General features: G+C 40.4%; 28 protein-coding genes, 2 pseudogenes and 1 other annotated feature. Of the genes and pseudogenes, 9 read left to right on the top strand and 21 right to left on the bottom strand.

Annotated elements, in window-relative coordinates:
* Positions 1–107: 107 nt before the first annotated feature.
* The 3 genes and pseudogenes from H9564_RS06805 to H9564_RS06795 all read right to left on the bottom strand — a co-directional run bounded on the left by H9564_RS06805 (position 108) and on the right by H9564_RS06795 (position 2,979).
* The gene (locus H9564_RS06805) at positions 108–422 is read right to left on the bottom strand and encodes an MGMT family protein (RefSeq protein WP_191684760.1); all 315 of its coding nucleotides are present in this window, start codon (positions 420–422) and stop codon (positions 108–110) included.
* Position 423: 1 nt separating this feature from the next.
* Positions 424–1,677 (bottom strand): annotated as a pseudogene (locus tag H9564_RS06800) (MFS transporter).
* Positions 1,678–1,681: 4 nt separating this feature from the next.
* A pseudogene (locus tag H9564_RS06795) lies at positions 1,682–2,979 on the bottom strand (alkaline phosphatase family protein).
* A gap of 212 nt (positions 2,980–3,191) precedes the next feature.
* On the opposite strand from H9564_RS06795, the gene H9564_RS06790 reads away from it, so the two are divergent.
* A complete protein-coding gene (locus H9564_RS06790; protein ID WP_191684759.1) occupies positions 3,192–4,553 on the top strand; it encodes an APC family permease in 1,362 nt (453 codons plus the stop codon).
* Between the two features lie 38 nt (positions 4,554–4,591).
* On the opposite strand, the gene phoU is transcribed toward H9564_RS06790, so the two are convergent.
* From phoU to H9564_RS06765, 5 genes are read right to left on the bottom strand one after another with little or no spacing between them, the layout of a single operon-like run.
* On the bottom strand, positions 4,592–5,290 hold the full coding sequence (phoU, locus tag H9564_RS06785; protein ID WP_191684758.1) for a phosphate signaling complex protein PhoU: 699 nt from the start codon (positions 5,288–5,290) through the stop codon (positions 4,592–4,594).
* A gap of 12 nt (positions 5,291–5,302) precedes the next feature.
* Positions 5,303–6,058 carry a phosphate ABC transporter ATP-binding protein PstB gene (gene pstB / locus H9564_RS06780; protein WP_191684757.1) on the bottom strand — a complete coding sequence of 252 codons (756 nt, stop codon included), beginning with the start codon at positions 6,056–6,058 and terminating at the stop codon, positions 5,303–5,305.
* 10 nt (positions 6,059–6,068) lie between these two features.
* Positions 6,069–6,950 (bottom strand): phosphate ABC transporter permease PstA, encoded by an 882-nt coding sequence (gene pstA / locus H9564_RS06775; RefSeq protein WP_191684756.1) that lies wholly within the window; start codon positions 6,948–6,950, stop codon positions 6,069–6,071.
* Complete coding sequence (pstC, locus tag H9564_RS06770) at positions 6,951–7,850, bottom strand: phosphate ABC transporter permease subunit PstC (protein WP_191684755.1); 900 nt, start codon at positions 7,848–7,850, stop codon at positions 6,951–6,953.
* Positions 7,851–7,853: 3 nt separating this feature from the next.
* Positions 7,854–8,726, bottom strand: coding sequence for a phosphate ABC transporter substrate-binding protein (locus tag H9564_RS06765; protein WP_191684754.1), 873 nt, complete (start codon positions 8,724–8,726; stop codon positions 7,854–7,856).
* A gap of 114 nt (positions 8,727–8,840) precedes the next feature.
* Between H9564_RS06765 and H9564_RS06760 the strand changes: the two genes are divergently transcribed.
* Positions 8,841–9,554 carry a winged helix-turn-helix transcriptional regulator gene (locus H9564_RS06760; protein WP_191684753.1) on the top strand — a complete coding sequence of 238 codons (714 nt, stop codon included), beginning with the start codon at positions 8,841–8,843 and terminating at the stop codon, positions 9,552–9,554.
* Between the two features lie 83 nt (positions 9,555–9,637).
* Positions 9,638–11,068 carry a C69 family dipeptidase gene (locus H9564_RS06755; protein ID WP_191684752.1) on the top strand — a complete coding sequence of 477 codons (1,431 nt, stop codon included), beginning with the start codon at positions 9,638–9,640 and terminating at the stop codon, positions 11,066–11,068.
* Between the two features lie 53 nt (positions 11,069–11,121).
* On the opposite strand, the gene H9564_RS06750 is transcribed toward H9564_RS06755, so the two are convergent.
* Entirely contained in the window at positions 11,122–11,598 is a 477-nt protein-coding gene (locus H9564_RS06750; protein WP_191684751.1) for a pyridoxamine 5'-phosphate oxidase family protein, read from the bottom strand.
* 67 nt (positions 11,599–11,665) lie between these two features.
* Positions 11,666–12,613 carry a ketopantoate reductase family protein gene (locus tag H9564_RS06745; protein WP_191684750.1) on the bottom strand — a complete coding sequence of 316 codons (948 nt, stop codon included), beginning with the start codon at positions 12,611–12,613 and terminating at the stop codon, positions 11,666–11,668.
* A gap of 89 nt (positions 12,614–12,702) precedes the next feature.
* Positions 12,703–12,941 (bottom strand) — a binding site (T-box leader).
* 545 nt (positions 12,942–13,486) lie between these two features.
* On the opposite strand from H9564_RS06745, the gene H9564_RS06740 reads away from it, so the two are divergent.
* Positions 13,487–14,623: a 5-methyltetrahydropteroyltriglutamate--homocysteine S-methyltransferase gene (locus tag H9564_RS06740; protein WP_191684749.1), complete on the top strand. Its 1,137-nt coding sequence runs from the start codon at positions 13,487–13,489 to the stop codon at positions 14,621–14,623.
* Between the two features lie 72 nt (positions 14,624–14,695).
* On the opposite strand, the gene H9564_RS06735 is transcribed toward H9564_RS06740, so the two are convergent.
* On the bottom strand, positions 14,696–14,932 hold the full coding sequence (locus tag H9564_RS06735) for a cytochrome b5 domain-containing protein (protein ID WP_191684748.1): 237 nt from the start codon (positions 14,930–14,932) through the stop codon (positions 14,696–14,698).
* A gap of 157 nt (positions 14,933–15,089) precedes the next feature.
* On the opposite strand from H9564_RS06735, the gene H9564_RS06730 reads away from it, so the two are divergent.
* Entirely contained in the window at positions 15,090–15,605 is a 516-nt protein-coding gene (locus H9564_RS06730; RefSeq protein WP_191684747.1) for a hypothetical protein, read from the top strand.
* Between the two features lie 129 nt (positions 15,606–15,734).
* Here H9564_RS06730 and H9564_RS06725 read toward each other — a convergent pair whose 3' ends face one another.
* Both H9564_RS06725 and H9564_RS06720 read right to left on the bottom strand, forming a co-directional pair.
* Positions 15,735–16,391, bottom strand: a complete 657-nt coding sequence (locus H9564_RS06725) for an NAD(P)H-binding protein (RefSeq protein WP_191684746.1) — start codon at positions 16,389–16,391, stop codon at positions 15,735–15,737.
* Between the two features lie 156 nt (positions 16,392–16,547).
* Entirely contained in the window at positions 16,548–16,853 is a 306-nt protein-coding gene (locus H9564_RS06720) for a winged helix-turn-helix transcriptional regulator (RefSeq protein ID WP_191684745.1), read from the bottom strand.
* 121 nt (positions 16,854–16,974) lie between these two features.
* On the opposite strand from H9564_RS06720, the gene H9564_RS06715 reads away from it, so the two are divergent.
* Both H9564_RS06715 and H9564_RS06710 read left to right on the top strand, forming a co-directional pair.
* The gene (locus H9564_RS06715) at positions 16,975–17,577 is read left to right on the top strand and encodes a nitroreductase family protein (RefSeq protein ID WP_191684744.1); all 603 of its coding nucleotides are present in this window, start codon (positions 16,975–16,977) and stop codon (positions 17,575–17,577) included.
* A gap of 60 nt (positions 17,578–17,637) precedes the next feature.
* A complete protein-coding gene (locus H9564_RS06710; RefSeq protein ID WP_225209593.1) occupies positions 17,638–18,060 on the top strand; it encodes a winged helix-turn-helix transcriptional regulator in 423 nt (140 codons plus the stop codon).
* Positions 18,061–18,068: 8 nt separating this feature from the next.
* On the opposite strand, the gene H9564_RS06705 is transcribed toward H9564_RS06710, so the two are convergent.
* Together H9564_RS06705 and H9564_RS09180 are read right to left on the bottom strand one after the other, a co-directional pair.
* On the bottom strand, positions 18,069–18,653 hold the full coding sequence (locus H9564_RS06705; protein WP_225209592.1) for a LysR family transcriptional regulator substrate-binding protein: 585 nt from the start codon (positions 18,651–18,653) through the stop codon (positions 18,069–18,071).
* A gap of 101 nt (positions 18,654–18,754) precedes the next feature.
* Positions 18,755–18,919 carry a helix-turn-helix domain-containing protein gene (locus H9564_RS09180; protein WP_225209591.1) on the bottom strand — a complete coding sequence of 55 codons (165 nt, stop codon included), beginning with the start codon at positions 18,917–18,919 and terminating at the stop codon, positions 18,755–18,757.
* A 130-nt stretch (positions 18,920–19,049) separates the two neighbouring features.
* On the opposite strand from H9564_RS09180, the gene H9564_RS06700 reads away from it, so the two are divergent.
* Positions 19,050–20,102: an LCP family protein gene (locus H9564_RS06700; protein ID WP_191684742.1), complete on the top strand. Its 1,053-nt coding sequence runs from the start codon at positions 19,050–19,052 to the stop codon at positions 20,100–20,102.
* Between the two features lie 76 nt (positions 20,103–20,178).
* Here H9564_RS06700 and H9564_RS06695 read toward each other — a convergent pair whose 3' ends face one another.
* The 5 genes from H9564_RS06695 to H9564_RS09170 all read right to left on the bottom strand — a co-directional run bounded on the left by H9564_RS06695 (position 20,179) and on the right by H9564_RS09170 (position 23,738).
* Positions 20,179–20,877 carry a dihydrofolate reductase family protein gene (locus H9564_RS06695; protein WP_191684741.1) on the bottom strand — a complete coding sequence of 233 codons (699 nt, stop codon included), beginning with the start codon at positions 20,875–20,877 and terminating at the stop codon, positions 20,179–20,181.
* Between the two features lie 50 nt (positions 20,878–20,927).
* A complete protein-coding gene (locus H9564_RS06690; protein ID WP_191684740.1) occupies positions 20,928–21,416 on the bottom strand; it encodes a hypothetical protein in 489 nt (162 codons plus the stop codon).
* A 232-nt stretch (positions 21,417–21,648) separates the two neighbouring features.
* Positions 21,649–22,830, bottom strand: coding sequence for an MFS transporter (locus tag H9564_RS06685; protein WP_191684739.1), 1,182 nt, complete (start codon positions 22,828–22,830; stop codon positions 21,649–21,651).
* 76 nt (positions 22,831–22,906) lie between these two features.
* Positions 22,907–23,392, bottom strand: a complete 486-nt coding sequence (locus H9564_RS09175) for an MBL fold metallo-hydrolase (protein ID WP_225209590.1) — start codon at positions 23,390–23,392, stop codon at positions 22,907–22,909.
* A 112-nt stretch (positions 23,393–23,504) separates the two neighbouring features.
* A complete protein-coding gene (locus H9564_RS09170) occupies positions 23,505–23,738 on the bottom strand; it encodes an MBL fold metallo-hydrolase (RefSeq protein ID WP_225209589.1) in 234 nt (77 codons plus the stop codon).
* 114 nt (positions 23,739–23,852) lie between these two features.
* Between H9564_RS09170 and H9564_RS06675 the strand changes: the two genes are divergently transcribed.
* Positions 23,853–24,284, top strand: coding sequence for a TetR/AcrR family transcriptional regulator (locus H9564_RS06675; RefSeq protein ID WP_191684738.1), 432 nt, complete (start codon positions 23,853–23,855; stop codon positions 24,282–24,284).
* A gap of 268 nt (positions 24,285–24,552) precedes the next feature.
* On the opposite strand, the gene H9564_RS06670 is transcribed toward H9564_RS06675, so the two are convergent.
* Complete coding sequence (locus H9564_RS06670; protein WP_191684737.1) at positions 24,553–25,875, bottom strand: C1 family peptidase; 1,323 nt, start codon at positions 25,873–25,875, stop codon at positions 24,553–24,555.
* Between the last annotated feature and the right edge of the window lie 136 nt (positions 25,876–26,011).

Raw genomic sequence — 26,011 nt, 5'->3', positions numbered from 1 at the left:
ATCTTTCGTTTTTTATTTTAAATTTAACTAAAATAAGCACTGATGTTAAGTTCATCAGTACTTAAAATTGTAGAACCGGGTTATTTCCCGGCCTCTTCTTTTATGCTTTAAATTCCCTGCCACTGCCACTGGCACTGCTTAATATCAACATGATTTTCGTCTTTAAATGGTACTCCCTCAGCCATTAACATCGGACGTTGATCAATCCATCCGGGTACTAGTCTGCCAGTTGCTGTTACTACTCGGTGACAAGGATGCTTACCATAGCTAAAGGACTTTCCAAGTGCTTTACCAACTAAGCGAGCGTTTCGTGGTCGCCCAATTATCTTAGCAATTTGACCATATGTTGCTACCCGCCCAAATGGGATAATATCAACAATGTTTAATACAGAACGCATAAATTGCTCATCAATCTTTACCATTCTAATTACCACTTTCTCTGGTTAACCGTGGAAGGAGCACAAAAATAATCAAACCAATCAAAAAGAGAATACTCAATGATGCTGCTCCTACGGTTGACTCCCCCATTAATTGGGTCACAAAGCCAACAATTACCGGTCCAAGAATCGCGAAAAATTTACCCAGAATATTATAAAAGCCAAAAAATTCGCTACTTGAGTCTTTAGGAATTAGCTGACCAAAATAAGAGCGACTTAATACTTGAAGTCCTCCTTGCCTTGTCCCTACTAACACTGCAAGAACCCAAAAATCAGCTAGTGATTTTAAATGTAGTGCATCTAAACAAATAAACAAGTAAACGATGATTCCTAATAAAATCGCTAACCGGTTAGATGTCTTTTGCGCTAGGAACCCGTACAAGATTGAAAAGGGAAACGCAATTAATTGGACCATAAGCAATACCAGCATTAATATGGTCGTTTCGGTTCCTAAATCTTTTCCAATCGCGGTTGCCATTGTAAAAATAGTATCAACGCCATCAATATAAAAGAAGTAGGCCACAAGCAACCAGGAAATCTTTCGATACCGTTTTATGTGGTGAAGGGTCCTCCCTAAACGATGAAAACTATCCCGTACTGGATCAGTAACTGCCTGAACATTGTGGTTTTGGTGGCCGTACCTTAACAATGGCTATGCAAAAACGACCCACCAAATTGCCGCCAGGATAAAACTAAATTTAGCAATCCCGTAACTGCTGAGAAGGCCATTAAAGCCACCAGACACTTGTGCAATGAGGAAAATAATAAATACAATCACACCACCAAGGTAGCCCATTCCGTAACCAGTAGTCGAAACTGCATCCATCTGCTGATCATCAGCAACATCCGTAAGAAAGCCGTCGTAAAACAGGTTTCCACCAGAGTAACCAATAATTGAAAAAACATAAATAAGAAGCAATACTCCCCACTGCTTTGGTGGAATTACTGCTAGGGCAAACGTCATTATAATTCCGATCCAGGTAAAAAAATTCAACCAGCGTCGTTTTGAGTTTGGGTAATCCGCTAATGCCCCGAGTAATGGCGCCATCAAAGAAACAACCAGCGTCCCAAAACTATTTGCATATCCCCAAAGTGCCGTCGAATTGGCTGCATTAATACCACTTTCACCTGCAACTGCCTTGAAATAAACTGGAAGAACTGCGGTTACCACTAAAATTCCGTAACCCGAATTAGCCCAGTCATAAAAGATCCATTGCCATTGTTGCTTAGTAAATTTCAAACAATTAACCCCACCTCTTAATCACTCCTGGAATTACCTGCCCTGCTGTAGGGGCTGGATAATGGAGTCCTAATATTTTTGCAAATGTCGGCCCTTCATCAACCAAGTGGGCCGTCTCCACCGTTTTCCCTTGATTAATACTTGGTCCCGCAAAGATGGCTGTCGTGAAGTAATTTGGTTGGTTAGGACCATAACCATGAACAGCACGATAGCGATCATGAGTTCCCAATGAGTTAGGATCAACTTTTTCAACAACTGTCGGTCGATTAACTTCATCTGTGAAGTAGTAACCAGGTTTAGCTTCAACAAGAAACGCACATCGAGGATCAGCACCTAGTTTTACTGCTTCCGCTCCATCATAAATTCGTTCTACTCCTTCAACACCAGCGATTAGCTGCTTTAACTTGCTGAGATTAACATAGTCCTTAGCATAGACATAGATCTCACCATCACAGGTCTTAGCAGTGACTTGCCAATTATTCTTGTAAGTTGTTTTTCCTTTAATTGGAGTTAATAACCCATGTTCTGCAAATACCATGTTAAGATGGATCATTTTCTCAACATTAATCTGGTAGTGGTCTCCAAGAATTACAAAATCCGTATCACTGTACGTTCCAGCGTCTCGGCTTGCCTGGATAATTTTTGCTACACGACTGTCCAGGCGTTGAAGAGCAGCTTTAGCTTGTGGAGAACGAACACCATTGCGGTGGCGCATACTATCCATATCAACTAAGTGAATCAGCGTTAAATCTGGACGCTTATTTTTGATTGTATTTACCGCACATGCAGTTACAAAGTCATCAAGCCACGGTTGCTTAATTCCCCGCCGCAACTTTCCATAGCGATGATTCATCTTATAAAGAAACAGCGGCGAACTAGCTTTAAGTGAAACTAAAACTTGGTTTGTCCAAATCCGGTTAGGAAAGATTTCCGCTAAGTTATAATCAATCTTACTTCCGGCAGTAACTGGCCATAAAAAAGCTGCGTTGTCAATCCAGATTGGCGAGCAACATCGTAAAGTGGCATTGCTTTAATATCTTTCCGGTACCAATACCAGTCAGGTGATTCTCGCCGTGGTTGGAGTTTAGTGTTATTTACAATCCCGTGAATTGCTGGATATTGACCAGTGATAATTGAAGTATGTGATGGGTAAGTTAATGTTGGGAAGATTCCCTTAACTCGTTTGACCCAGGTCCCTCTTTTGATTAATTGATCCAGGTGGGGAACAAATTCACGTAGCTCATTAAGATCCCGAAAGCCCATCGAATCAAGAGAAATTACTACTAACTTATGCAATGCCATTAATCCCATCCACTTTCTTTTTTTAAGTCTTCCTTTCTATTTTAAGATAAAAAAGGCTAAATACGTAACTCTAACTGTAAAATGATAAAAGTAATTATTTGTAAAGTACATCTAAAGCAAGCGGTTACAAAGAACAGCGATTTGATTCACAGTGTTTTTTAATGTAAAATTAAGATTCAGTTTTCTGTATTTTTTTGAAAGGAATCATCATTATGCAAAATCAGTTACCAAAGGGTAAAGAGCATGAGAAAACTCTCGGTCTCTTTGACCTTTGCATTTTAGGTATCGGCGCAATTATTGGTACGGGAATTCTAGTGTTAACTGGAATTGTCGCCGCGGAAGATTCTGGTCCCGCGATCGTCTTCTCCTTTTTAATTGCCGCGTTAGCTAGTGGATTAATTGGCCTCTGTTATTCTGAACTAACAACCAGTTTACCTAATTCTGGAAGTGCGTTTTTCTATGCATGGGTATCCATTGGTAAGTTTGTCGCATTTTTGGCTGGCTGGACTCTAATTGGAGTTTACGTTACCACTACGGCAACGGTTGCTAATGGTTGGACTGGTTATGTTCAATCATTTCTGGAAGTTATTGGGATCAACCTTCCTCACCGCTTCTTAGTTACCCCAGCTGCAGGTGGCTATGTTAACCTTCCTGCTGTTCTGATGATCTTTTTAATGACAATTATCCTAACCCGGGGAACGAGTGAGAGTAAGTTGATTAACAACTTCCTTGTTGGGGTCAAAATTTTTATTATCCTCTTATTCATTATTGTTAGCGTTCCTCACGTTAACACAAGTAATTGGCATCCCTTCCTTCCATATGGTTATAAGGGAATCTTCACTGGTGCCTCCGCCGTCTTCTTCTCCTTCCTCGGCTTTGATGCATTAGCAACCTCGGCTGAAGATGCAAAAGACGTCGATAAAAATATTCCCCGGGCAATAATTTTATGTTTAGTAATCTCAACCACGCTCTACATCCTCGTTAGTCTTGTAATGACTGGGGTTGTTTCCTACACTAAATTAAATGTTTCAGAAGCCATGTCCTATGTCTTAATCGTTAAGGGACACAGCTTTGTTGCTGAAGTGGTTTCACTTGGAGCAGTCTTAGGGATTATGGCCGTCGTGTTTGCCTTTATTTACGCTGGCTCTAATATTCTTAAATCAATGAGTCGGAGTGCCTTTCTTCCTAAGGGACTTGCTAAGGTAAACGCTAAAACACAAAGTCCTAATCGTGCAATTTGGTTAGTTGGGATCTTCTCTGCCATTTTAGCTGGAGAATTTGACCTCCACTACTTAGCATTAATTGCTAATATTGGTTCACTAATGGTCTTTGCCTTAATTTCTTTAATCGTTATTATTCTCCGGTTACGTTACCCAGAACTTAAACGACCTTTCAAGGTACCATTTGGCAAGACAATTCCAGTACTTTCAATCATCATTTGTATCGTCCTCCTTGTCAGCATTTCACTTACTGCCTGGTTGACATACCTTATCTGGATTGCCATTGGACTAATCGTCTACTTCTGCTACTCGCTTCGTCATGCGGATGAATTTAACTTCACAAAAAAAGAATAATAAAAATGGTCAGGGAAAATTTTTCCTGACCATTTTTATTATTCCTTTAATTTTCGTTTAACCATTGTTGGATCAGCTTTTCCAGGATTTAATTCTACCAACTTACCTGAACCGCTATAAATAATCCACTCTGCAAGGTTAACAATATGATCACCAGCACGCTCAAGATAACGAATAACTGAAAGGTAGTCACCATAAGCCTTAACGTTTTGTCCAGCTTTAACTAACGCATCCATAATCGCATGTTGCTGCTGGACATAGATTAAATCGACCTTTAAATCTTCATTAGCAACCTCATAAGCCTTTTGTTCATCCGTATAAACATATGCATCAAGGACTCGTTCTAACATCTCGCGAACAATCATCATCATCTTTTCGATCTGTTCTTCAATTTCTTCATTGTGTTGCCGTTTACTTAGGTTAATGGCGGCACGCGAAATATGAGATGCGTAATCACCGAGTCGTTCAATGTCACTACTTGCCTTTAAGATACTAATAATCTTCCGAAAATCACTAGCAACCGGCTGCTGGAGAGCCATAAGTTTAAGAGCCTCTTTTTCGAGGTTAATTTCTTCATTATTAATTTTCGGATCAGCTTTCAAAACTTTACTAGCTAACTCCTTGTCGCTCTCCGTAAAGGCCTTGGTAGCCTGATAAATCTGTTCACTTGCATCAATCCCCATCTCCATAAAGTGGCTTCGAAGACGCTTCAATTCATCATTAAAAATTGCACCCATTCTTTTGTCCTCCTAACCAAACTTCCCGCTCAAGTAATCAGCAGTTTTCTTCTCGCGTGGGTTCATAAAGATCGTCGCCGTTTCATCAAATTCAATTAAGTGTCCCTGGTGCATAAAAGCAGTCCAATCGGCCGAGCGGGACGCCTGTTGCATATTATGAGTTACCATAATAATTGTAAACTGCTCTTTTAATTGTACTAGGGTATCTTCAATTTGCGAAGTTGAGACCGGATCAAGAGCACTTGTTGGTTCATCCATTAAGATAATTTCTGGTCGAACTGCTAGTGTTCGGGCAATGCAAAGTCGCTGTTGCTGTCCTCCAGAAAGTGCAAGGGCACTCGCTTTTAATTGGTCCTTAACTTCGTCCCACAGTGCTGCTTGACGTAAACTTTCTTCGACGCGTTGGTCAAGCACTTTTCGATCCTTTTCACCTGCCAACCTAAGACCATAAATCACATTTTCATAAATTGACATTGGAAACGGGGTTGGCTGTTGAAAAACCATCCCGATTTGTTGACGAACCCGGTAAACATTCACTTTCGGTTGGTTAATATTTACTCCATGGAAGTTAATCTCTCCCTTTACCGTCGCAAAATCATCATTCATTCGGTTAAGGCTCCGTAAAACAGTTGATTTTCCTGAACCAGAAGCACCAATTAAAGCAATAATCTTATTTTTAGGAAACTTCAAGTTAATATCATGGGCCACGTGTTTTTCGCCATACAAGACTTGAAGATTCTTTGTTTCTAAGGCAGTACTTGTTTGCATACTCTTCTCCTTACTTTGTTAGTCGTTGTTTAATTCGGTGACCGACATATCGGGCAACAAGGTTAAATAATAGTATCGTAATGATTAATACTGCAGCAGAACCATTGGAAACGGCTCGGGCATCCGGGACTAATCCCTCACTATTAACCTTCCAGATGTGGACAGCTAGCGTTTCTGCTGGTCGCATTGGATTTAAGAAACTTGTTGGACTAAAGGGATTCCAATCAGTATAGCTAATGGCTGAGGAGCTTTGCCCAGCAGTATATATTAAAGCGGCAGCTTCACCAAAGATTCGTCCAGCACTTAAAATCGCCCCGGTAATAATTCCTGGTAACGCTGCTGGAAGAACGATTTTAGTCGTTACCCGCCACTTTGACATTCCCAAACCAAGACCTGCTTGACGCTGTAAATACGGAACCTGCCGCAATGCATCTTCACAGCTCCGCGTTAAAATTGGTAGGTTCAAAATCGTTAAAGCCAAAGCACCAGCTAATAACGAGAAATCAAGGCCAAATTGTAAAACAAAAACTAAGTAACCAAAGAGCCCAACCACTACAGATGGAAGTGAACTCAAGACTTCAATCGCTAACCGAAGCATCCGTGTCCACCTGTTTTGGGGTGCATATTCACTCAGGTAAATTGCTGCACAAAGCGCCAAGGGAACTGAAACAATTAGTGTAAGAACTACTAGGTAGAGGGAGTTAAAAAGCTGATCACGGATTCCCCCACCCGCAGTAAATGATTCTGCATTAGTAGTTAGAAAGTGCCAGGAAATATGAGGAATTCCCATTGCTAAAATATAAATTAGTAGGCTGAGAATTATTAGACCAACTAACCCTGCCAAGCCCAGAATCACTCCTGTTGCGATCTTATCAACTCGCTCTGGTCGCATTTACTTTGCCCCCTTCTTACTTGCTAAGCGCATTAATAGGTTGAATGCCAAGGACATTACAAGAAGAATCAGTGCTAAAGACCACAGAGCGTTATTTGAAGCAGTACCCATTACGGTATTTCCAATTCCTGTCGTTAAAACACTCGTCAATGTTGCGGAAGATTCCATTAAGTTCTTAGGAATAACCGTTGTATTGCCAATCACCATCTGTACCGCTAACGCTTCACCAAAGGCGCGGGCCATTCCAAAAACCATCGCCGTTAATATTCCACTCTTAGCACTGGGAATTATTACCCGGGAAATAGTTTGCCACCGGGTTGCGCCAAGTCCTGCTGATGCTTGCCGGTACTTTTGCGGTACTGCTTGTAAGCTATCAATTGTCATTGATGTCATCGTTGGTAAAATCATCAAAAAAAGAACACACGAGGCGGCTAGGATCCCAAAACCGGTTCCGCCAAATAGCTGCCGGAGGTATGGAACGATCACTGTTAATCCAAGATACCCATACACCACTGACGGGATCCCAACCAATAATTCAATTAGTGGTTGAAAAAATTGATAGATTTTCTTTGGTAACATCTCCGTGATCGCAATTGAAACCACTAGCGCTAGTGGTAAGGCAACAATTCCTGATAAAACTGTCACACTGAATGACGTGATAATCATTGGCAATGCACCATAATGGTGGTGACTCGGCTGCCAATCGGTACTTGATAAAAAGTGCCAAACGGAAACCCCATTATTCTTAAAGAGGGCGACTCCTTTAAAGGTCAGAAATACTAAAATCGTCCCTACCAAGCCACCAATCAGAATAATCGCCAGGTAACTGATTAATTTACCAACCCATTCCTGCCTACTCTCAACTGATGGCTGGTTCAATCGCTTTTTTAAATCATCCATCGCTTACTCTTTCACCCTTGTTTCCCCATTTGCAGTTCGCTGAACTTTCATATCATGAATATTAATGTAATTTGCATCCTCAACTAATGTTTGTTGAACTTTCTTTGTCCGCATATAGTTGATAAATTCCCGAGTAGCCTTCGTCGTTTTCCTTTGAGTATACATATGTTCATAGGACCACAACTGCCACCGATTCGTTGTCACGTTCCTTGCAGTTGGCTTTACCCCGTCGATTTTTAACGGTTGAACATGCTTGTTAAGATAGGCAAACGAGATATAACTAATTGATCCTGGTGTATTTTTTACAATTTCCTTTACGGTTCCATTCGAGTCCTGCTCCTGAGCATTAATTGATCGTTCGCCTTTTTTCAATATAACCTGCTCGAAAGCTACTCGAGTACCACTCCCTGCAGCACGATTAATCACTGTAATTGGCAAATTAGGACCACCAACTTGGGACCAGTTAGTTACCTTCCCCGTATAAATTTGTCGTAATTGTTTAAGCGAAAGATCGTCAATTCCTAATTGGGGATTAACTATTGGGACGATCCCCGAAACAGCAACAATATGATCAGTTAATTTTCTTTCATCGATCCCATCCTGCTGATCGGCAAAGATATCTGCTGCCCCAATATTGACTGCGCCGGCCTGTACCTGGCTTAAACCAGTTCCGGAACCACCACCCTGCACAGTAATGCTTGTTCGCGGTTTTACTTCTCGATAACTTTCAACCACTGCTTCCGTTAATGGTTGGAGGGCCGTCGAACCAACAATTGTGACTTTCTCTTGAGGCGGTTGTTTTTGAGCACTTACCCAACCAACACCCAAGCCAACAATAATTGTCGCTACAATAACTCCTGTAACTAATCTTTTCATCTTGTCTCCCTAGTTGTTTTCGTTAATTCCATATGGTACAAATAGAGAATATCAAGCCGATGTAAATTTTTTATCTTCGCATTGTAAAAGTTGTGTAAATTTTGGAGAAAAAATATGACCAATAATTTTTTACTAATGAGTCAAAACACCGCCTTAGTCCAACAACTAACTCACCTCTGCAAAAAGGTCCAGTGGCGGTTCACACAAACTACCACCCCTACTGGACTAGTAGTGGAACTTGAAAAGCAAACAGCTACTGGGATTTGGTGGGATCTAGCTGACACAACATTAGATACCACAATTGCAACCATGACTTTAATTCGGGAACAGGTCCACGGTCCAATTACCATTTTTGTGCCAAAACTGACGGAAAGGCTCCAACTAAAACTTTATAAAGCACTAGTTGATGATATTATCGTTTTACCGTTTAACAACCATCTTTTTCTCCCGCTTATTGAGCAACGTCTCTGGCTATACCGTCACTTAAAACCGAAAACTACTACACCTCCTCAAAAAGTTAGTCCCCATCAAACTGTTACAATCGGTAATTGGCAAATTAATTCACACAATTACACTGTCACTAAAAATGGCAGTCCAGTTGATCTAACACCTAAAGAGTTTCAACTCCTCACTTACCTAGTTGACCACCACGATCAGGTCCTTAGCCGAGAGCAGTTGGTAAATGGTGTCTGGGGATACGATCTTCTCAACACTTCACGAATCGTCGATATTCATATCAGTCACCTCCGCGATAAACTTGAAGATGATCCCCACCAACCTCAGCACCTATTAACGGTCCGTGGCTTTGGTTACAAGCTAATAAAATAATAATTTTTATTTTCAGTTCCCCAAAAAGTGTAAAATAAAAGAAGATGGAGTTTTTGAAATATTTATAAAGGGGATCTGATTTAATGACTCGTTTTAAACAATCTGCATGTACTTCGATAATGGTTGGGAAAAAGGCTTCAATGGATGGTTCAACTTTTATCGCCCGAAACGAAGACCGAGTTTTGGCAATCGAACCAAAGCGGTTTATCGTTCAACCTGCCGTTTCTAACCGTGATGAAACCTACGTCTCACTATACAATAAGCTCACCGTAAAATTGCCCGAAAATGGAATGCGCTATACCGCAACTCCAAGTGGTGACCAAAGTAAGGGGCCAAACGAAGAAGATGGTTTCAACGAAGCCAATGTTGGAGAAAGTGCAACCGAAAGTGTTTATGCCAACGATCGGGTCTTAGCTTATGATCCCTACGTCAAAAATGGTCTCGCTGAAGATTCAATGACTAACCTTGTCTTGCCATATATCCACAGTGCTCGAGAAGGGGTTGAATACCTTGGTAAGCTAATCGCTAAATACGGTTCTGCAGAAGGTAACGGTGTCCAATTCAACGATCAAAATGAAGTCTGGTATATGGAAATTGCTACTGGACACCACTGGGTTGCCGTTCGAATCCCAGATGATTGCTATGCAGTAGCTGCAAACCAGATTGCTATTGAAAAAATTAACTTTGAAGATTCGGACAACTATATGTGGTCTGACGGAATTGAAGAATTTGTTAACCTCCACGGCCTAAATCCAGATAATGACCAGTGGAATTTCCGCCACATCTTTGGTACTAACACCCAATTTGATCACCATTACAACACACCACGAGTTTGGTTCGCCCAACGTTACTTCAACCCAGTTAACGCTGCAGATCAAACTCCTGAATCAGCAGATATGCCTTTTATTCGGAAGCCAGAACGCAAGATCGCGGTTGAAGATATCCAGTACCTATTGAGGTCACACTACAACGAAACAAAGTATGATCCCCTAGGCGATGGAACTGAACATGATCGAAAAGTCTACCGAGCAATTTCCCTTTCCAGAACTGCCCAATCACATATTCTCCAAATGCGGAATAGTGTTGATCCAAAACACGCTGCTGTTCAATGGATTGAAATGGGGATTCCTAGTTTCAATGCCTATGTTCCATTCTTTGCCAATGCAGATGACACCGACGCTTCATATCGTGAATTGCCAGAAAAGATGGACTTAAAGAGTGCCTTTTGGCTTAATGAAGCCTTAGCAATGGTGGTTGAATCGCATTATAGCGACTTTAACCAAGCTGATCTCGACTTCCAAAAAAATCTCGGTGAATGGTGTTACCGGAAGATCGAAGAAGTTGACGAACATGCAAAGAACCTTGAAGGGAAGCAACTGACAACCTACCTCACTGGTCAAAACCATGAAATCGCCAGTCACTGTAACGCCAAGGCTAAAGAACTACTTTTCGACTTAATCACTCAGGGTACGGAACTTTCTAACCTAACTTTTAAAATGGATCCTAATTTGTAAAATAAAGTCCCAAGTTCGATTTTGTCGAACTTGGGACTTTTCCTATTCTTCTGCTAATGTGGTGTATGGATCCGGCAAGATAAGTCAGTAGCTTGTAACTTATAAACTTGGACGTACGTTAAATGATCTTCTGACAAAACAAAGTCAGTTATTCCTGCATAATGATTCATCATTAATTTTAATGCATCTTTTTTCTCATCATTCGTTTCAAGAAAGGATACTTTTCCTTCCCCGAGAACGCTTTGATAAGCCGCTGACCAATTAGAGGCAACGTTACCTCCTCGATGCAGTTGCTGACCACTATTTAATTCAAAGTCCGCATAATGTGTCTTTTGAATCAATTCATAACGACGCCCATGAGGTCCACCATGAAAATAAAACGTATACTGGCCGTTATTTTCCTCATAGGCAAAATGGACAGGAACAACGTAAACTCGCTCACCATCACGTAACCCTAAATGAATGGTATCACAGTGATCGAGCACCTGATTGATCGTTTGAATATCAGTAACCGCATCCTTTTTACTCACTAGTATCGCCCTCTTATTGTTGCATTTACAACAAATATAACACATTTGCTATTTTTTTCAATTCCTCCTACCGGTGATTCCGTGTATGCTCGGCAAGGTGAACTAAGTTAGTTACAAAATTATGTGTCTTGGCCTCGTAGTGATATTTTCGACCAAGTTTAACAAAATAGCCGTTGATATAGTCAACTTCTACTGGTCGATTATGACTCATATCCTGGTACATTGATGGGTAATGATGAGGATTACCAACCTTTGAAACATAATTGACACTTTCTAGTTCTTCTTCCCGGCTATTAACTAATTGCACACCTGCACGTTCACAAACATCATATGCTTCATCAATTAATTGCCGAGATAATTCATCTGCTTTATCAAAAGAAGCATACTCACCCATTGTGATTTCAAACATTGTACATAGCGTATTCACAACAGAATTAAAAACTACTTTTGCCATTAACGTTCCCATAAAGTTTTCTTTTAATGATGGATTAAAGTTAGCTTTCTCCAATTGTTCCATTAATTGCTTAGTCTTTTCATCCGGTTTCTCAGTATAATTTGCCCAATTAGTCGTCCCCACTCCTGGTTTACCAACAAATTCAACTTCTCCTGGACCCGTTAAGATCGTTGCAACCAGTGCTGTTCCGGCAACTAACTTTTCTTTAGGAAAGTACTTCAATAGTTTTTCAACATGTCCCATCCCATTCATCGCCGTTAAAACATATTGATCCTTAAAGAAGTGTTGACACCGTTTCAGCATTTCATCCAACTGCATTTGCTTTAATTCAAAGAACACAAAGTCTGCATCAGTAGCTGTGTATTCTTCCGGTGTATAAACTTTGACTGGAACAAGGTGTTTGTTTTGTCGCTCACGAGTAACGTAAACGCCACCTTGCTTTTTCATTTGTTCATAGTGTGGTTGCCAACCTTCCACAAAATCGACTTCGTTTCCTGCTTCTTGTAGTAATACACCAAAGCGGAGACCCATTGCTCCGGCACCAACAACTGTAAACTTCATAATCATGCAACTCCTTTTCTCAAATACGCAAGTTGGGTTGATAAGGTTTCACTTATTAACTAAAAAACGCCCTTAGATTATTTGACTAATCTAAGGACGTTTTCACGTGTTACCACCTTTTCATTCGTTAGCAGTTCACACCACTAACCTCAAATGTTCAACATTAACTGTTAAACACGGTAGCGATAATGGGCTACTCCCACCACAGATTACTAACTTCATCCTGGCACTCAAAGTGATTTTCATTAAAGTTGTGTTACTCCTTCTCACCAACCAGGAACTCTCTGCAAATACGAACTTTAATTACTCTTCTTATCAACGTGTTCTATAATTTATTTTTAATTGTATTTTAATTTAATTCAGTGATTAGAAATTGTCAACCATCTTTTAGAATTTCTTATTTATTACATCAATCCATGGATTATTTAGTATTAGCAACGCTATTAAACTTATTTTTTCAAATAAAATAAATATTCCATTGACATTAAAATGAGAATATTCTAATATAACAACAATCAAATTTACAAATTGCTTTGAAAAGATGAGTAGTCTTAGAAAATCAGCACAGAGAGTTGCGTTAGATGAGAAGCGACCTGATGGACTTTGACGAAGATGGTCTTGGAGCTCTAAAGAACGATGAGCTACTTCTTAGTTAGTCGTTCACGATTGACGACCGATAAAACGTCTAGGTTTACTTTCGTGTGTACCTATTAAGGATCAGGTTGTGAGACCTGGTTAAATTAGGGTGGTAACACGTTAATTCTGAATAATGAAATTGACGTCCCTAGGAAAGGTTCAACTACTTTTCCTAGGGACTTTTTTATTTGCTCTAATCTCCTGAACTTATCTAAATCAAGAAAGGATGAATTTAACATGACTCAATTTACAACTCGTACTACTTCACCATTCCGCTATGATATCGTTGGTAGTTTTCTCCGCCCACAAGAACTGAAGGATGCCCGTGCAAAGTTTTCTCAAGGCAAGATTAGTCAAGCTGAACTTACTGAAGTAGAAGACCAATGCATTATCGACTTAATCCATAAGGAAGAAACGGCCGGATTAAAAGCTATTACTGATGGTGAATTTCGTCGAAGTTATTGGCACCTTGACTTCTTCTGGGGCCTTCAAGGTGTTAAGCACGTTAACCTTAAACATGGTTACTTCTTCCACGATGAAGAAACCCGGAATGATTCCGCTCAAGTTACTGGAAAAATTAGTGGTGAAGATCACCCATTTGTAACCTACTTCAAATTTGTCCGTGATCATGTTTCACATGGAACACAAATTAAACAAACAATTCCGGCTCCTGCACAATTTCTTGAAGAATTAATTCGTCCGGAAAACCAGGAAAGTGTTAAAAAAGTTTATCCTAACCTTGCCGACCTTGATCACGATGTGGCAAAGGCTTATCACCAAGTAATCGAAGACCTTTATGCTGCTGGCTGCCGAACTTTACAACTAGACGATTGTACTTGGGGAATTTCTGTTAATAACTTTGCTAATTTGAAAAAGAAGGATCCCAACGCAGATACCTCACAACTTAAAGAATTGCAAGAACGCTTCCTCCAAGTCAATAACGAAGCAATTGCAGACCTGCCTGATGATTTAACCATCAATACCCACATTTGCCGTGGTAACTACCATTCCACTTGGGCTGCTGCTGGTGGGTATGGTCCCGTTGCCGACACCTTATTCGCTCAAGAAAACGTTAATGCCTTTTACCTTGAATACGATTCCGAACGTGCAGGTGGCTTTGAACCATTAGTAAAGGTTCCCGACAATAAATATGTTGTCCTTGGCCTCGTTACCTCCAAGACCGGTGACCTTGAGGATCCAGAAGTAATTATTAACCGTATTAATGAGGCCGCAAAATTCCATCCACTTGACCACCTTTGCTTAAGTCCTCAATGTGGTTTTGCGTCAACCGAAGAAGGAAATATCCTCACCGAGGAACAACAGTGGGCAAAGATTAAACTTGTTAAGGATATTGCCAAGCAAGTTTGGGGCTAACTTTATCAAACGCCAAATGAATATCTCCATATAAAAAGCTGGGAAAACGGAATGTTTTTCCCAGCTTTTTTTCTATACCAACTTGCCAACAACCGGCAATCCTTTCAAAACCTTATCACCGTGGGGAGACTTATTATAAAGGATATCTGTTAAATCTCTTCCAGCAACATTGCCATGGTGCTTGCCACCCTTCCAGGCATCCTTACCGGAAACATCATAAACCGTTCCCGAAACAGCAACATATGCTGGTTGACCATTTTCACCATTAAACTTTGCTAATTCTTCATGAGTAAATGTTTTTTCTGCCATTTTAATTAGCCTCCTTAACTTAGGTTATTTTATACCAAATTTTACATTATCCATTCCCCAAAAACCAGTATTTTGCCTTATATTGGGCAATTCTATAACACCTTTAAAGAATTTTAAGCTGTTATAATGAGGATAACATTTTGAAAGGAGGTTCACTATGAAGAAGTATTTATTGTCAATCATCATCGCTGTCATGACGTTTTTCATTACTTTAACGATCACGAATAAACCTGCTCAAGCAATGACACAGAAGTCACTAAATAATCATGTCTACCTCGTTACCTTTATCAATTCAAATGGCTACACAACCACCCACCAGTATGTCTTCTTCACAACTAATGGCAAGTCAGCCTACGTCAACGTTACTGATACCGATCAATCGGGTAAGCCAGTAATTAATAAGGATTCCACCAAGGAGGAGAAGGCAGCTCCGAGAACAATTAATCGTTACCTTGTTGATCGTAAACTCCTTAATAAAGCCGCTAGCAAAAAACACTATAAGATTAAGGGAAATAAAGTTACGATCGATAATGGCTTAATTACCAAAAAATCTACCGGAAAGATTGAAAAGGACGGTAAAGTTGAAAAGTTTACCGTTAACTTCCCAGACGGTACCCAAAAGTATGATCGGGTCCTTTTCCAGATGGCCCAGCGGGATTACCAATACCGATAATGAATTCCAAACAAAGTTAAAGGAACTGTGACATAAGTTATCTATACAGTTAGAAATACTACAGCGCAGTACACAAAGAGGGCTCGAAAACGAACTAGCAAGCTAGTTCTGTCTCACTCCCTTATTTCATTAATACCAGCTTGGCTTGTCACCATCAGTATTTGGCTTATTAACACCGAAGTCTTTGCGGGCGTATGGGGCGGGATCATCAATGATCTTTGCAACAAAATTACCTATCAACTTCCGTGAAACTTCTGTCCCCTTGAATGTTTCACCACGTTCCGTTGTTTCATAATCAACTTCATCCTTATTCGTTAACCAAGCGGGACGAATAATAGTATAGTCAATATCAGAAGCAGAAACGACATCAGCCGCGCTCCGGTAAGTTCCAAGGTAGCTATCCTTTTGGCCACCACCAAGTTCGGCATTATTCCACTCGCCAAATTTTCCGGGAACTTCATCGTAGATCCCGATTGATGAAATCCAAACGAGTTGCTTTACCCCGTGCTTATCCATCGCATTAACGATGTTTTCGGCTTGCTGTTTAATTTCAGGGTTCCGCAAATTGGCGTAAATGACATCTGCTTTAGCAACTGCTGCATCAAGTTCAGCTTGTTTTAAAATATCACCCTTAATAACTGTTTCGCGGTTTTCATCAATATTCTTCAAGTTTTGAGGATGGCGAGTATAAAGTAAGAGATGATCATCACTATTTGCCAGTAAGGCATCAATTGCATGTCCAGCAATTTGACCAGTGGCGCCTAAAATTAATACTTGTTTTGTCATTTTATCTTCCTCCTAATCGCTAATTCACCTTTAATTATAATTAGCAATCAGCTTATTAAAAGTAAGCACTTTCTCGCAAGATAGTTACCCTAAAGTAACATTCACTTTATTATCAAGCAGAAGATAACCTAACAAATTTTTAGCAAATTGGCCGAATTAGTGTTTCCCCCACTCCTGCATCCCCTCAACTACCGTCCGCAAATCTTTTCCGCGTTCAGTTAGTGAGTATTCTGTTTTCGGCGGGGTAACCGGATAAACCTTTTTTGTAATCAGACCATCTTGTTCCAATTCTTTTAATTGTAAAGCAAGCATTCGTCGCGAACAGTCAGGGATAAGCCTTTGTAATTCACTGAATCGACAAACGGGATGTTTTAAGAGCATATAAATAATAACGCTCTTCCACTTTCCCGATATTTGCTTCAACGTCTTTTCAATTGAGCATTGGCTAGTTTGGTTTGTCATTAACACCATTCCCTTCGCTCTAGTAGGTGAAAAAATTTTCCCTTCTTGTATCCCAATCAGCATTTAGTTACTATTAGTAAGTGAAATTTCAGTAAATAAATTATCATAAGGAGGAATTATCATGCAATCAAAATTCAATGAAATTAGTGCTAAGCGTCGTTCAATCTATGCCCTTGGTGACAACATTACTATATCCCCAGACGAAATTTTCGACCTAGTTAAAACTACGGTTCGCAATTCACCAAGTGCCTTTAATAGTCAAACTGTTCGTGCAGTCGTCCTCTTCGGTAAGAATTCCGATAAGGTCTGGGACATCGTTGAAGAGACTCTCCAGAATATTGTTAAGGATCCCGCTGCTTTTCAGAAGACCAAGGACAAGATCGCAACATTCCGCGCTGGTTACGGAACGATTCTTTTTCTTACTGACACCAAAATTGTTCACCAATTAGAGGAACAATTCCCAAGTTATGCTGATAACTTTAAGGATTGGTCAGAACAGGCCCTTGGTGGTGCCCAACAAGCCGTTTGGACCGCCCTTGCAGAACATAATATTGGTGCTAGTCTGCAACACTATAATCCACTGATTGACGAAGCTATTCACCAAGCATTCGATCTTCCCAAAACATGGAAACTTCGTGCTGAAATGCCATTTGGTTCAATCGAGACCCCTGCTGGTGAAAAGGACTACCTTGATGACGAAGCTGTCTTCAAATTAATTAAATAGTTCACCAACCCCTCTTCTCTCTTTCATAATATAATGAAAGTACTGAAGGGAGGTCTTTTTTTGACCAAAATATTTAATACTGACGCCGATTACGCGCTTTCCATCATTGGCGGTAAATGGAAGCCGGTGATCCTTTACCTGCTAGCTAACCACCCCCGACGAACCGGAGAACTAGTCAAGCAGCTTGGAACATCGCACAAGGTTCTTAGCGATCAACTTCGCGAACTTAGTGATGCGGGAATTGTAGCCAGGAAAAGCTTTAACACCATTCCACCACACGTTGAGTACCGATTAACCCCCGAAGGAGAGAACCTCTACGCTGCCCTCCGTTACCTTAACTATTGGGGTGAGCAACAGGTTGCGTCCGATCCGAATATTAAAATTATGTGTACCGATAAGATGAAAGAACTCGGTGAGGAGGGCCTCTGTGTTGTTACTAAGCAGCACCTCCACCACTGGAAACAAGAGATTGTCAGAAAATAGTCTCTAGATCACAATGCCTGGATAAACTTATCAACGATTGGCTTTACTGGCTGGTCCTTTCGCCACACAACCATAGTTTGGGTATCCCAGCGCGAATAATCAACTAACCGCAACTGTTGATCCGAAAAGACTTGGCCGATCGATTGTGGAACAAGAGCAACTCCCATCCCCTGATCTGCCCAGTGAATTGCTGTCCGAGCATCATCACACTTGACCGCATAAAACGGTCGTAACCCATTTTGGGCAAAGCTCTCGTTAAACATTGATTCAAAACGTCGATAAAGGATCAATGGCTGCTGGCTAATTTCCTTTAAACTTAATTTGCCTTTTGGTAAGGCAAAGTACTGCGGGTTAGCGACCGCAACCATCCTGTCTTTGCAGATCTGTTTAGTAGCTAATCCCTGCATATTAAACGGTGGCCGGACAATTGCTAGATCAAGCAGGTTGTTATTAAGCTTATTGATTAAGGAGAACGTGTTTGCATCCGTAATTTGAATATTGACCTCTGGATAGTACTTGGTAAACTGACGAATTTTAGGATTGGGAATAATATTTCCCGCTGATGAAATAATTCCTAGGCGAATGCTTCCCATCGTTCCCTTGCTTTCACGTTTCAGTTCCTCTTCAGCGTTTGTCGCTAAGTTAACGATCTGTTGGGCATAGCGATAAAAACTTTTTCCTGCGTTAGTTAACTCTAAGCCATGCGGTTTACGCGTGAAAAGGTTAACGCTAACTTCTTTTCCAGCTGCTTAATTTGGTACGACAATGGTGGCTGGGTTGTATACAATAGCTTAGCTGCGGCTGTAATTTGATGTTCTTGGGCGACTACGAGGAAACTACGAAGCTGCTTAATATTCATAATTAGTCTTCTCCCATATACAATTTTTATATATTCCATATTTTAAATTAGTATTTTATTTGTCACAAGATCCCCATTAAAATTTTAAACTAGATATTCTAAAAATTAATAGAGAGGGATAAAACTAATTATGAAAGAGTATGGGCCGAAGCATGGAGCACCGAAAACCAAAAGCCATTTACTTCGGTGGCTCGCGGTTGTTGTTTGCTTAGGAATTATCGTGACAGCTTTTCACGAGTTTCGAATCTGGAAAACATCAACGGATCAAGTTGTTGTCGGTAATAAAAAGGCCCTTCCTCAAAAACTAAAAGATAAACAACCATTCAGTATCCTGGTAATGGGGACCGACGTTGATTCGCTTGGCCGGGGAACTTCCTATGCCGGGAATACTGATACGATAGAGTTAATCACCATTAACCCCCAACAGAAAAAGATTCTAATGGTCGCCATTCCACGGGATATCTTGGTTAAGATTAATGCTAAGCAGGGTACCAAATACGCTAAGATCAATGCCGCTTATGCAATTGGTGGAGCAAAGTTAGCCAAAAAGCAAGTATCAGAATTACTCGACGTCCCGGTTGACTACTACGCTTTGTTAAATATGGGAACCTTAAAGAAGGTTGTTAATGCCGTTGGTGGGGTTAACGTTGATAACCCATTTGCCTTTACTTATGAAGGTCACCACTTCAAGAAGGGAAAGCAACACCTTAACGGAAATGAAGCATTAAAGTATTCCCGGATGCGCTATGATGATCCAAATAATGATTACGGTCGGCAAAAGCGGGGTCAACAAATCCTTAGTTCAGCGATTGATTCGTTTAAGCAACACGGTTCAATTTCCGCTGCCAACAAAATTATCCTTGCGACTAAGGATGGGGTTAGGACTGACATGCCAATTAATAACATTGTTCCTTTGTACCTTAACTACCACAAGGCAATGGATAATACTGAACGGCTCCATCTTCAAGGAAAGGATGCAATCATCGAAGGGACCAGTTTCCAGATTGCAACCCCAAAGGAAATGAACAAAACTTCTAAAGTTATTCGCTCATCCCTTGATCTCGATTCCACCACGGTTGATAATAATGAAACCGCAATGTACCACCAGCAAACACACTGGAATGGTTATAATAAGCTTGCATTTAGACTTCCAAATAATGCTCGGTATAACGTTTTTGAATAGAAGTAAAAGATATAGATAGAAAGAGGCTGGAAAATTACTTTTCCAGCCTCTTTCTGTTTTTCATTTTGGATACTCTTTAATCCCGATCGAACATCAGGTGCATTCCCCCGTCACCTAATTTTTTCATTTGAGTAATGTGGAATCGTTGATCAACGAAGGACCCAAGTGTATCAAATGTCCCCTTCTTTTCTCGATCGCCAGAAATATATGGAGCCACAACTAGTGAAATTTGGTCTACCAGTCCCGCTTTAAGGAAGGCACCATTAATCAGCGCCCCACCACCGAGAACCATCGTTTTGATGCCAAAGTACTTTCGTAATTTGACAAGCGATTCTGCAAAATCAATTTCTTGCTCACCACACACTAAGTACGGGATTTCCATTGATTGGAGAAAAGCAAGGTAACTCTTTGGTGCCTGTTTTGTAACAACTTCAATCGCTCGATTCTTTCTTCCGGCATACGGGAAATAATTTCTTTCCCAACCAGCTCGTCCACGCCGGTCGTAACTAACATCCCAGGTTTCTGACTGAATCCCGTCTGGCACCCAATCTTGATACTCGATTTGCTGTCCATTGTATTTACTCAAATCTGGGTGACCCTTGGCTGCATACATCACAATGGTATTACTGCCGTTCGCGTTCGCACTCCCCAGCTTAAATAATTGGTCATCATAGTAATCACCCGAAATCTTGTCTCCCGGACGACCATCCCACTCACCATCAATTTTGCCGTCGATTGACGTATACATATGAATAATTACTTTTGCCCGTTCCACTTCAATCACTCCTTTACCACCAGTCTACCCCTTTTGGTGGAAAAATTATTTTAACGCCACTTTTTGGTATGCAAGTGTTTAATAAATAATACCTGGCGAGCAATTGGTTGAGCAAGTAAACCTTCAACTGCTAAAGCAATACCAAAATTACGAGGCCAATTGTTAAAATAGGTATAAAAAGGTGCTAGCGATACTTGACGTTGACCGATCCAAGTTCCAACAATCGTCATTAATGCTGAAACAATAACCACATGGCATAAAATATCAACAGTAATTTGGGCTCTAAAACTGTCATTTTGATTAACTAAACGATCTTTTAAAACTGTAGCAGGCTTTTGTGCAAGAAAAACGATAATGACTACGGCTACCCACATTAAAGGAATAATAGTAAGAGTCATTAAATAGTTATGAACGCTGAAACCAGTTTCTAACATTGAAATTAGAGGCGCAATAATATTAACAGAAATAATAGAAACGATACCCATAAAAAGAATAGTCTCATAACCATCACGGGGTAATCGCATATAGAATTCTTTCATAAATTTCTCTCCTTAAATAAAAAAGTTCAGCAAGACTCTTGAATGAGTTTTGCTGAACCGTTATACGCTAAAACTTTACTTTGGTATCATAACAAATATATTTTTTTAGTGTCAAGGAGATTTCTGTCTTAACTCCACAACTCCAAACCAGGGATAATAGAAGATTTTATAGGGAATTCAAAGTCCACGGGGCGTGAAGACGAAGTCATAAATGACTTCTGTCACGCTCCCTTTAATGATTACCAACCGCACTATTTAATTTTTGCCGATTGAAGAGGTAAATTATGATAATTAGCGGGATGATTATCAACATTACGGGATAGAACCACTTTACGGGCATCGTACTATCAATGACTCCACCAAGAATTGGCCCTAAAGTCATCCCAATATCAAGTCCCAAGAAGAAAGTTGAACTAGCTAATCCTCGTTCACTTTCCGGCGCCAACATCATTGCGGTAGACTGACAAACCGAATAAATCAGACCATAACCGAATGCCATTCCGGTAGCAGCGAGCGCCATTTCAATATTTTTCCTCATAATAGTAAGCATAGTCAGGTAAAAAACAGTAGCAACGGTACTAGTAATTAGCCAAGGACCAAACCGAACAGTATCAAATTGATTCCTTAAGAACAACCGAATTGCCAATAGGACAACGGCATAAATTAAGAAGTATGAGCCGACCGCAATTGGTAAATGACGCTGTTCAGTGTAAGTAACAATATCCGCCTGGGTTGCAAAATACGGGATCGCAAACAATGCTGTCAAGGCTGCAACCGGTAATGAATCACGTTGAATAATTTTGATATGAAGTTTCTTCTTATTATCTGATTGCGGAACCGATTTTGGTTTGGCTCGATTGCCAACAAACTGAACGGTGATCACTACCATTAACGCTGATAAGGCCGAAATAACGATAGCATCCCGATACCCAATTATCCGGTAAAGGTTAATTGACACTGCTGGAGCAAAGGCCATTGCCAAAGCATTCATCAGACCATAAAAACTCATTGCTTCACCAACATGGTTAAATGGAACCAGGTATGAAAGCCAGGTCGTCATACACACAGTACACAAAACATAACCTAAACCATTAATTAACCGAAAGACCAGCAGCAAGCCACTATTGGGTGTAATTACATACCCCATTACCCCAAGGAAACATAAGATCCCACCAATAAATGACAGTGAATACTTAGAAAAGTGGTCAGTCAAGTTCCCCGCGATCGGTCTAAGAAACATTGCAACGATACTCATCATCCCAACAATAATTCCGGCAAATGCACTTGAAGCTCCTAATTCTTGTGCATAGCCGTTAATTAACGGGTTACAGTACATATTGCTAAAAATAAAGAAGAACGACGCTGCCATTACAAGGACAACATCTTTGGTAAAGATTGATTCTTTTTTCGCCATTCAGCTTCAGCCTCTTTCTGATGATTTAGTATTCATTATAGACTAATCATAAAGATTTGAAGCCAAAGTATGTTCATTATAGGGTAATAATTCCTGGTTTCACTTCCGAGTCGTGGTTGGCAAGCGTTGCAATATTATTGCTTTCTTGAGATTTTTGTTTAACCCAGTTAAGTGAGTTAGCTGCTTCCTGGCAATTAATTACTACTCCTGGCGTTAGGCCCTCCTTCCACGACTTAGCAGCATATCCAACATCTGCAGCTAATAGCATGTATTGATTGGTATTATAACTTTGAATAATGGTTGCCGATAAACCTGCACTATGTCCTGGTACCCATACCTCTCTAATCGAACCGTCACCGAAGAGATCAAATGATCGTTGATGGGGACCTTCACCTGTTTGCTGGTAAGCAAATGTTACTATTTTCACTCCCTTCCATTCATGCGGAAGGTAATGAAAATGATCAGTCCTACCGGCGTGCCATTCCTCCTCACTTACTAATATTTGTTTAGCATCTTTTACTAATCTCAACCCATCAGCATGGTCGCAATGAAGGTGACTCATCAAGACATAATCAATACCTGAAGTCTGGTATCCTAACTTAGCTAATTGATAATCAATCGTTTCACCAGCTCGAAGATCGGCCTTATTAACTGAATATTGAAATGAAAGATTTCTAATCTGACCCCCACTTTGTTTGGTTTATTTTATTCCACCCCGTATCAATAAGAATTAGTCCCTTGGGATGCTCTATTAAGTAAGCAGATACAGGGACACTGATTAAGTCGCTTTTTGGCCGAAGAAATCCCGTCCACGCTAATGAGCGATCCGTTGAATGATGAAAAGGAAGTGCCTTATCCACAATTACTTTTCCGGTATGAATGATATGAACCTTAATTTGATTACTCATTATTTATCTTTCCCCTGTTAATCTCTATTGTCATTCTATCCACTGATATAATAGTATTCAATTATCATTTTTACTCATTATGTGTAATAAGATCGATTTATCAGGGAGGTACTAATGAAACAAGATTTTCGAGTAGTAAAGACTACAAGACGAATTCAAATGGCTTTAATCAAAATGCTTCTTCATAAACCATTTGAAAAAGTTACAGTTACTGATTTAATTAAAATCGCTAAAATTAGTCGCCGGAGCTTCTATGTTCACTACACTGATAAATATGATTTACTAACAAAAATGGAACAACAGATTATTCAAGAAATCCATTCGTCATTAGCAGAAGATCATCAACAGCTCAAACCCGTAACTAACTTTAAAGATCCCCAATTATTTAAGAATACGGAAGCAACCTTTCAGCGAATCCTTAGCGTGATTAATCAGCACCGTCAAAGTCTTGCCGTTCTTTTATCTAAAAATGGCGACTACCAATTTAAAAGCAAAATCTACAAATTAATCACAGACGAAATTAGCCACCGTTTATCGTTTATCTGACTATGGCGCCGAAATTAATACAGGAATCCCATCTGATTATGCTCAAGCAATTTTCGTTGGGAGTCTCATGGACCTAATGACTATCTGGATTCAAAAGAAAAATCCTGAACCTATTCCTCAATTTGCAGCACTCCTCACTAAGAGTCGGATGATTGCACCACTAGAATTACTCAAATTCAACTAGTCTTTTTACTAAAAGCAGCCGAGCAAAACTAAAATTTGCTCAGCTGTTTTTTCGATTTAATAATTATCTTCTGGTTTTCATTTTTTATTGTAATGAATCCCATGCTGGTAATGTTACTGGTTCACTATCAACAAGCTTCTTTAAGTCGTCACTTAAGTACTTCTTATTGATCACTGCTTCATAGGTGTATTGTTCGAACCAGTCTTGGGTCATAACAAAGTACCCATTATCACCGTTGTCCTTACCCCAACTGTTTTCGATCTTCCACCGGGTAGGTTCACCATTTTGAAGATCAAAACCAGTGAGCGTCATTGCGTGAGAAACCATGGCTTGCTTAGATTCAAGCCGGGCCTTCTTGTCCATGACGAAATCAACGTCTAACAATTGGGCACGTTGGAACAACTTGGCGTCCATTAAGCCACGCTTCCGGTCCATTTGTTGAAGAACATCGTTACCAACCCAAACAGTTTCCCCGGCCTTTAACTGCTTCATTGCGGTTTTTTGGAGGTACTTGAATGGAACGTTAACGAACTTAATTGGAATTCCACCAGCAACGCTATCTTGAGTTGGCATTGCGTAAACCTTGTTGTATTCATGATCTGGCGCGTTCGTAATGACAGCATAATCATTCAGGTTTGTGTCAAAGTATTCCCGGTAGAACTTCAATGGTGTTAGTCCGAGAACCTGGTGGAACTTCTTATCGTCGTCACGGAATTCAAGGTCAAACTTTGTTGGTGGCTCACCAAATGAGTAAGCCGCAACCTTGTAAACATCAGCCATCATCCGTTGTTGGGCTTCGGCTAATTCTTTTTCGTCCGCGCCATCGTTAACCATGTGCCGTAATTCCAATGCGTCCTTGCGCATAAGGTAGTTCATGACTTCAGCTACGTCACTGGTATCACGAGTGTTATGGGTGTCTGGCATTACATATTCCGGAACAACACCATACTTTTCAATGATTGAAGCTGCGTTAGCCCATTGACCACCATCATTCAAAGCAAAGCTCAAATAAAAGTCAACTGTCCGGTCATGGAGTGGCTTCTTAGCAGTTTCAATGATCTTTTGGAAGTACATGTTTGCCCGTTCAATCCGGTCCCAGAAGAATAGGTAGTTTTGGGAAAGTTCGAAGTCCTTAAAATTATACTTCTTCGCAAACTTATGTCGCATCGTGTTCAGGGTCGCAAATGACCAGCACCGACCACTGTGCCGTTGGTTACTTGGCTTCCCGGTTTTAATTTCATAGGAAAATGCCCGGTGGAGGCGTTGGCTAGCCGTTGGATCTTCACTCGCATTCTTGATCCCGTTCTTTTGAACCGCCCGTGCAATTACTTCTGCATCTTTCCGGTCATGAAAGATCTTTTGATACTTTTTAACCATTTCTGTGGTTAAATGTTTTTCTTCTGTCACAATAATCCCTTCTTCTATTAATCTCTACGGTGACTATTACTCCTTAATCATAACTCACTTCTTCGTTGGCCGTCTATTAATTGCCCCAAGAAGTGTTATCGCTTTCTTGAATTTAATTTAACGGTTAAAATTGTAC

The organism is Limosilactobacillus avistercoris (genome assembly GCF_014836425.1).
In the GTDB taxonomy this organism is placed as follows: domain Bacteria; phylum Bacillota; class Bacilli; order Lactobacillales; family Lactobacillaceae; genus Limosilactobacillus; species Limosilactobacillus agrestimuris.
This window is presented reverse-complemented; position numbering and strand designations above follow the sequence as displayed.

Excerpts from the sequence above, each read along its gene's own strand:
- H9564_RS06705 (WP_225209592.1), bottom strand. The coding sequence starts at position 18,653 with ATGGGAAGCATTCGCCTAGGAATTATTTCATCAGCGGGAAATATTATT.
- H9564_RS06715 (WP_191684744.1), top strand. The coding sequence starts at position 16,975 with ATGCAATCAAAATTCAATGAAATTAGTGCTAAGCGTCGTTCAATCTAT.
- H9564_RS06730 (WP_191684747.1), top strand. The coding sequence starts at position 15,090 with ATGAAGAAGTATTTATTGTCAATCATCATCGCTGTCATGACGTTTTTC.
- pstA (WP_191684756.1), bottom strand. The coding sequence starts at position 6,950 with ATGCGACCAGAGCGAGTTGATAAGATCGCAACAGGAGTGATTCTGGGC.
- H9564_RS06725 (WP_191684746.1), bottom strand. The coding sequence starts at position 16,391 with ATGACAAAACAAGTATTAATTTTAGGCGCCACTGGTCAAATTGCTGGA.
- H9564_RS06675 (WP_191684738.1), top strand. The coding sequence starts at position 23,853 with ATGAAACAAGATTTTCGAGTAGTAAAGACTACAAGACGAATTCAAATG.
- H9564_RS06760 (WP_191684753.1), top strand. The coding sequence starts at position 8,841 with ATGACCAATAATTTTTTACTAATGAGTCAAAACACCGCCTTAGTCCAA.
- phoU (WP_191684758.1), bottom strand. The coding sequence starts at position 5,290 with ATGGGTGCAATTTTTAATGATGAATTGAAGCGTCTTCGAAGCCACTTT.
- H9564_RS09175 (WP_225209590.1), bottom strand. The coding sequence starts at position 23,392 with ATGAGTCACCTTCATTGCGACCATGCTGATGGGTTGAGATTAGTAAAA.
- H9564_RS06745 (WP_191684750.1), bottom strand. The coding sequence starts at position 12,613 with ATGAAGTTTACAGTTGTTGGTGCCGGAGCAATGGGTCTCCGCTTTGGT.
- H9564_RS06740 (WP_191684749.1), top strand. The coding sequence starts at position 13,487 with ATGACTCAATTTACAACTCGTACTACTTCACCATTCCGCTATGATATC.
- H9564_RS06690 (WP_191684740.1), bottom strand. The coding sequence starts at position 21,416 with ATGAAAGAATTCTATATGCGATTACCCCGTGATGGTTATGAGACTATT.
- H9564_RS06805 (WP_191684760.1), bottom strand. The coding sequence starts at position 422 with ATGGTAAAGATTGATGAGCAATTTATGCGTTCTGTATTAAACATTGTT.
- H9564_RS06755 (WP_191684752.1), top strand. The coding sequence starts at position 9,638 with ATGACTCGTTTTAAACAATCTGCATGTACTTCGATAATGGTTGGGAAA.
- H9564_RS06700 (WP_191684742.1), top strand. The coding sequence starts at position 19,050 with ATGAAAGAGTATGGGCCGAAGCATGGAGCACCGAAAACCAAAAGCCAT.
- H9564_RS09180 (WP_225209591.1), bottom strand. The coding sequence starts at position 18,919 with ATGAATATTAAGCAGCTTCGTAGTTTCCTCGTAGTCGCCCAAGAACAT.
- H9564_RS06685 (WP_191684739.1), bottom strand. The coding sequence starts at position 22,830 with ATGGCGAAAAAAGAATCAATCTTTACCAAAGATGTTGTCCTTGTAATG.
- H9564_RS06765 (WP_191684754.1), bottom strand. The coding sequence starts at position 8,726 with ATGAAAAGATTAGTTACAGGAGTTATTGTAGCGACAATTATTGTTGGC.
- H9564_RS06735 (WP_191684748.1), bottom strand. The coding sequence starts at position 14,932 with ATGGCAGAAAAAACATTTACTCATGAAGAATTAGCAAAGTTTAATGGT.
- H9564_RS09170 (WP_225209589.1), bottom strand. The coding sequence starts at position 23,738 with ATGAGTAATCAAATTAAGGTTCATATCATTCATACCGGAAAAGTAATT.
- pstB (WP_191684757.1), bottom strand. The coding sequence starts at position 6,058 with ATGCAAACAAGTACTGCCTTAGAAACAAAGAATCTTCAAGTCTTGTAT.
- pstC (WP_191684755.1), bottom strand. The coding sequence starts at position 7,850 with ATGGATGATTTAAAAAAGCGATTGAACCAGCCATCAGTTGAGAGTAGG.
- H9564_RS06720 (WP_191684745.1), bottom strand. The coding sequence starts at position 16,853 with ATGACAAACCAAACTAGCCAATGCTCAATTGAAAAGACGTTGAAGCAA.
- H9564_RS06790 (WP_191684759.1), top strand. The coding sequence starts at position 3,192 with ATGCAAAATCAGTTACCAAAGGGTAAAGAGCATGAGAAAACTCTCGGT.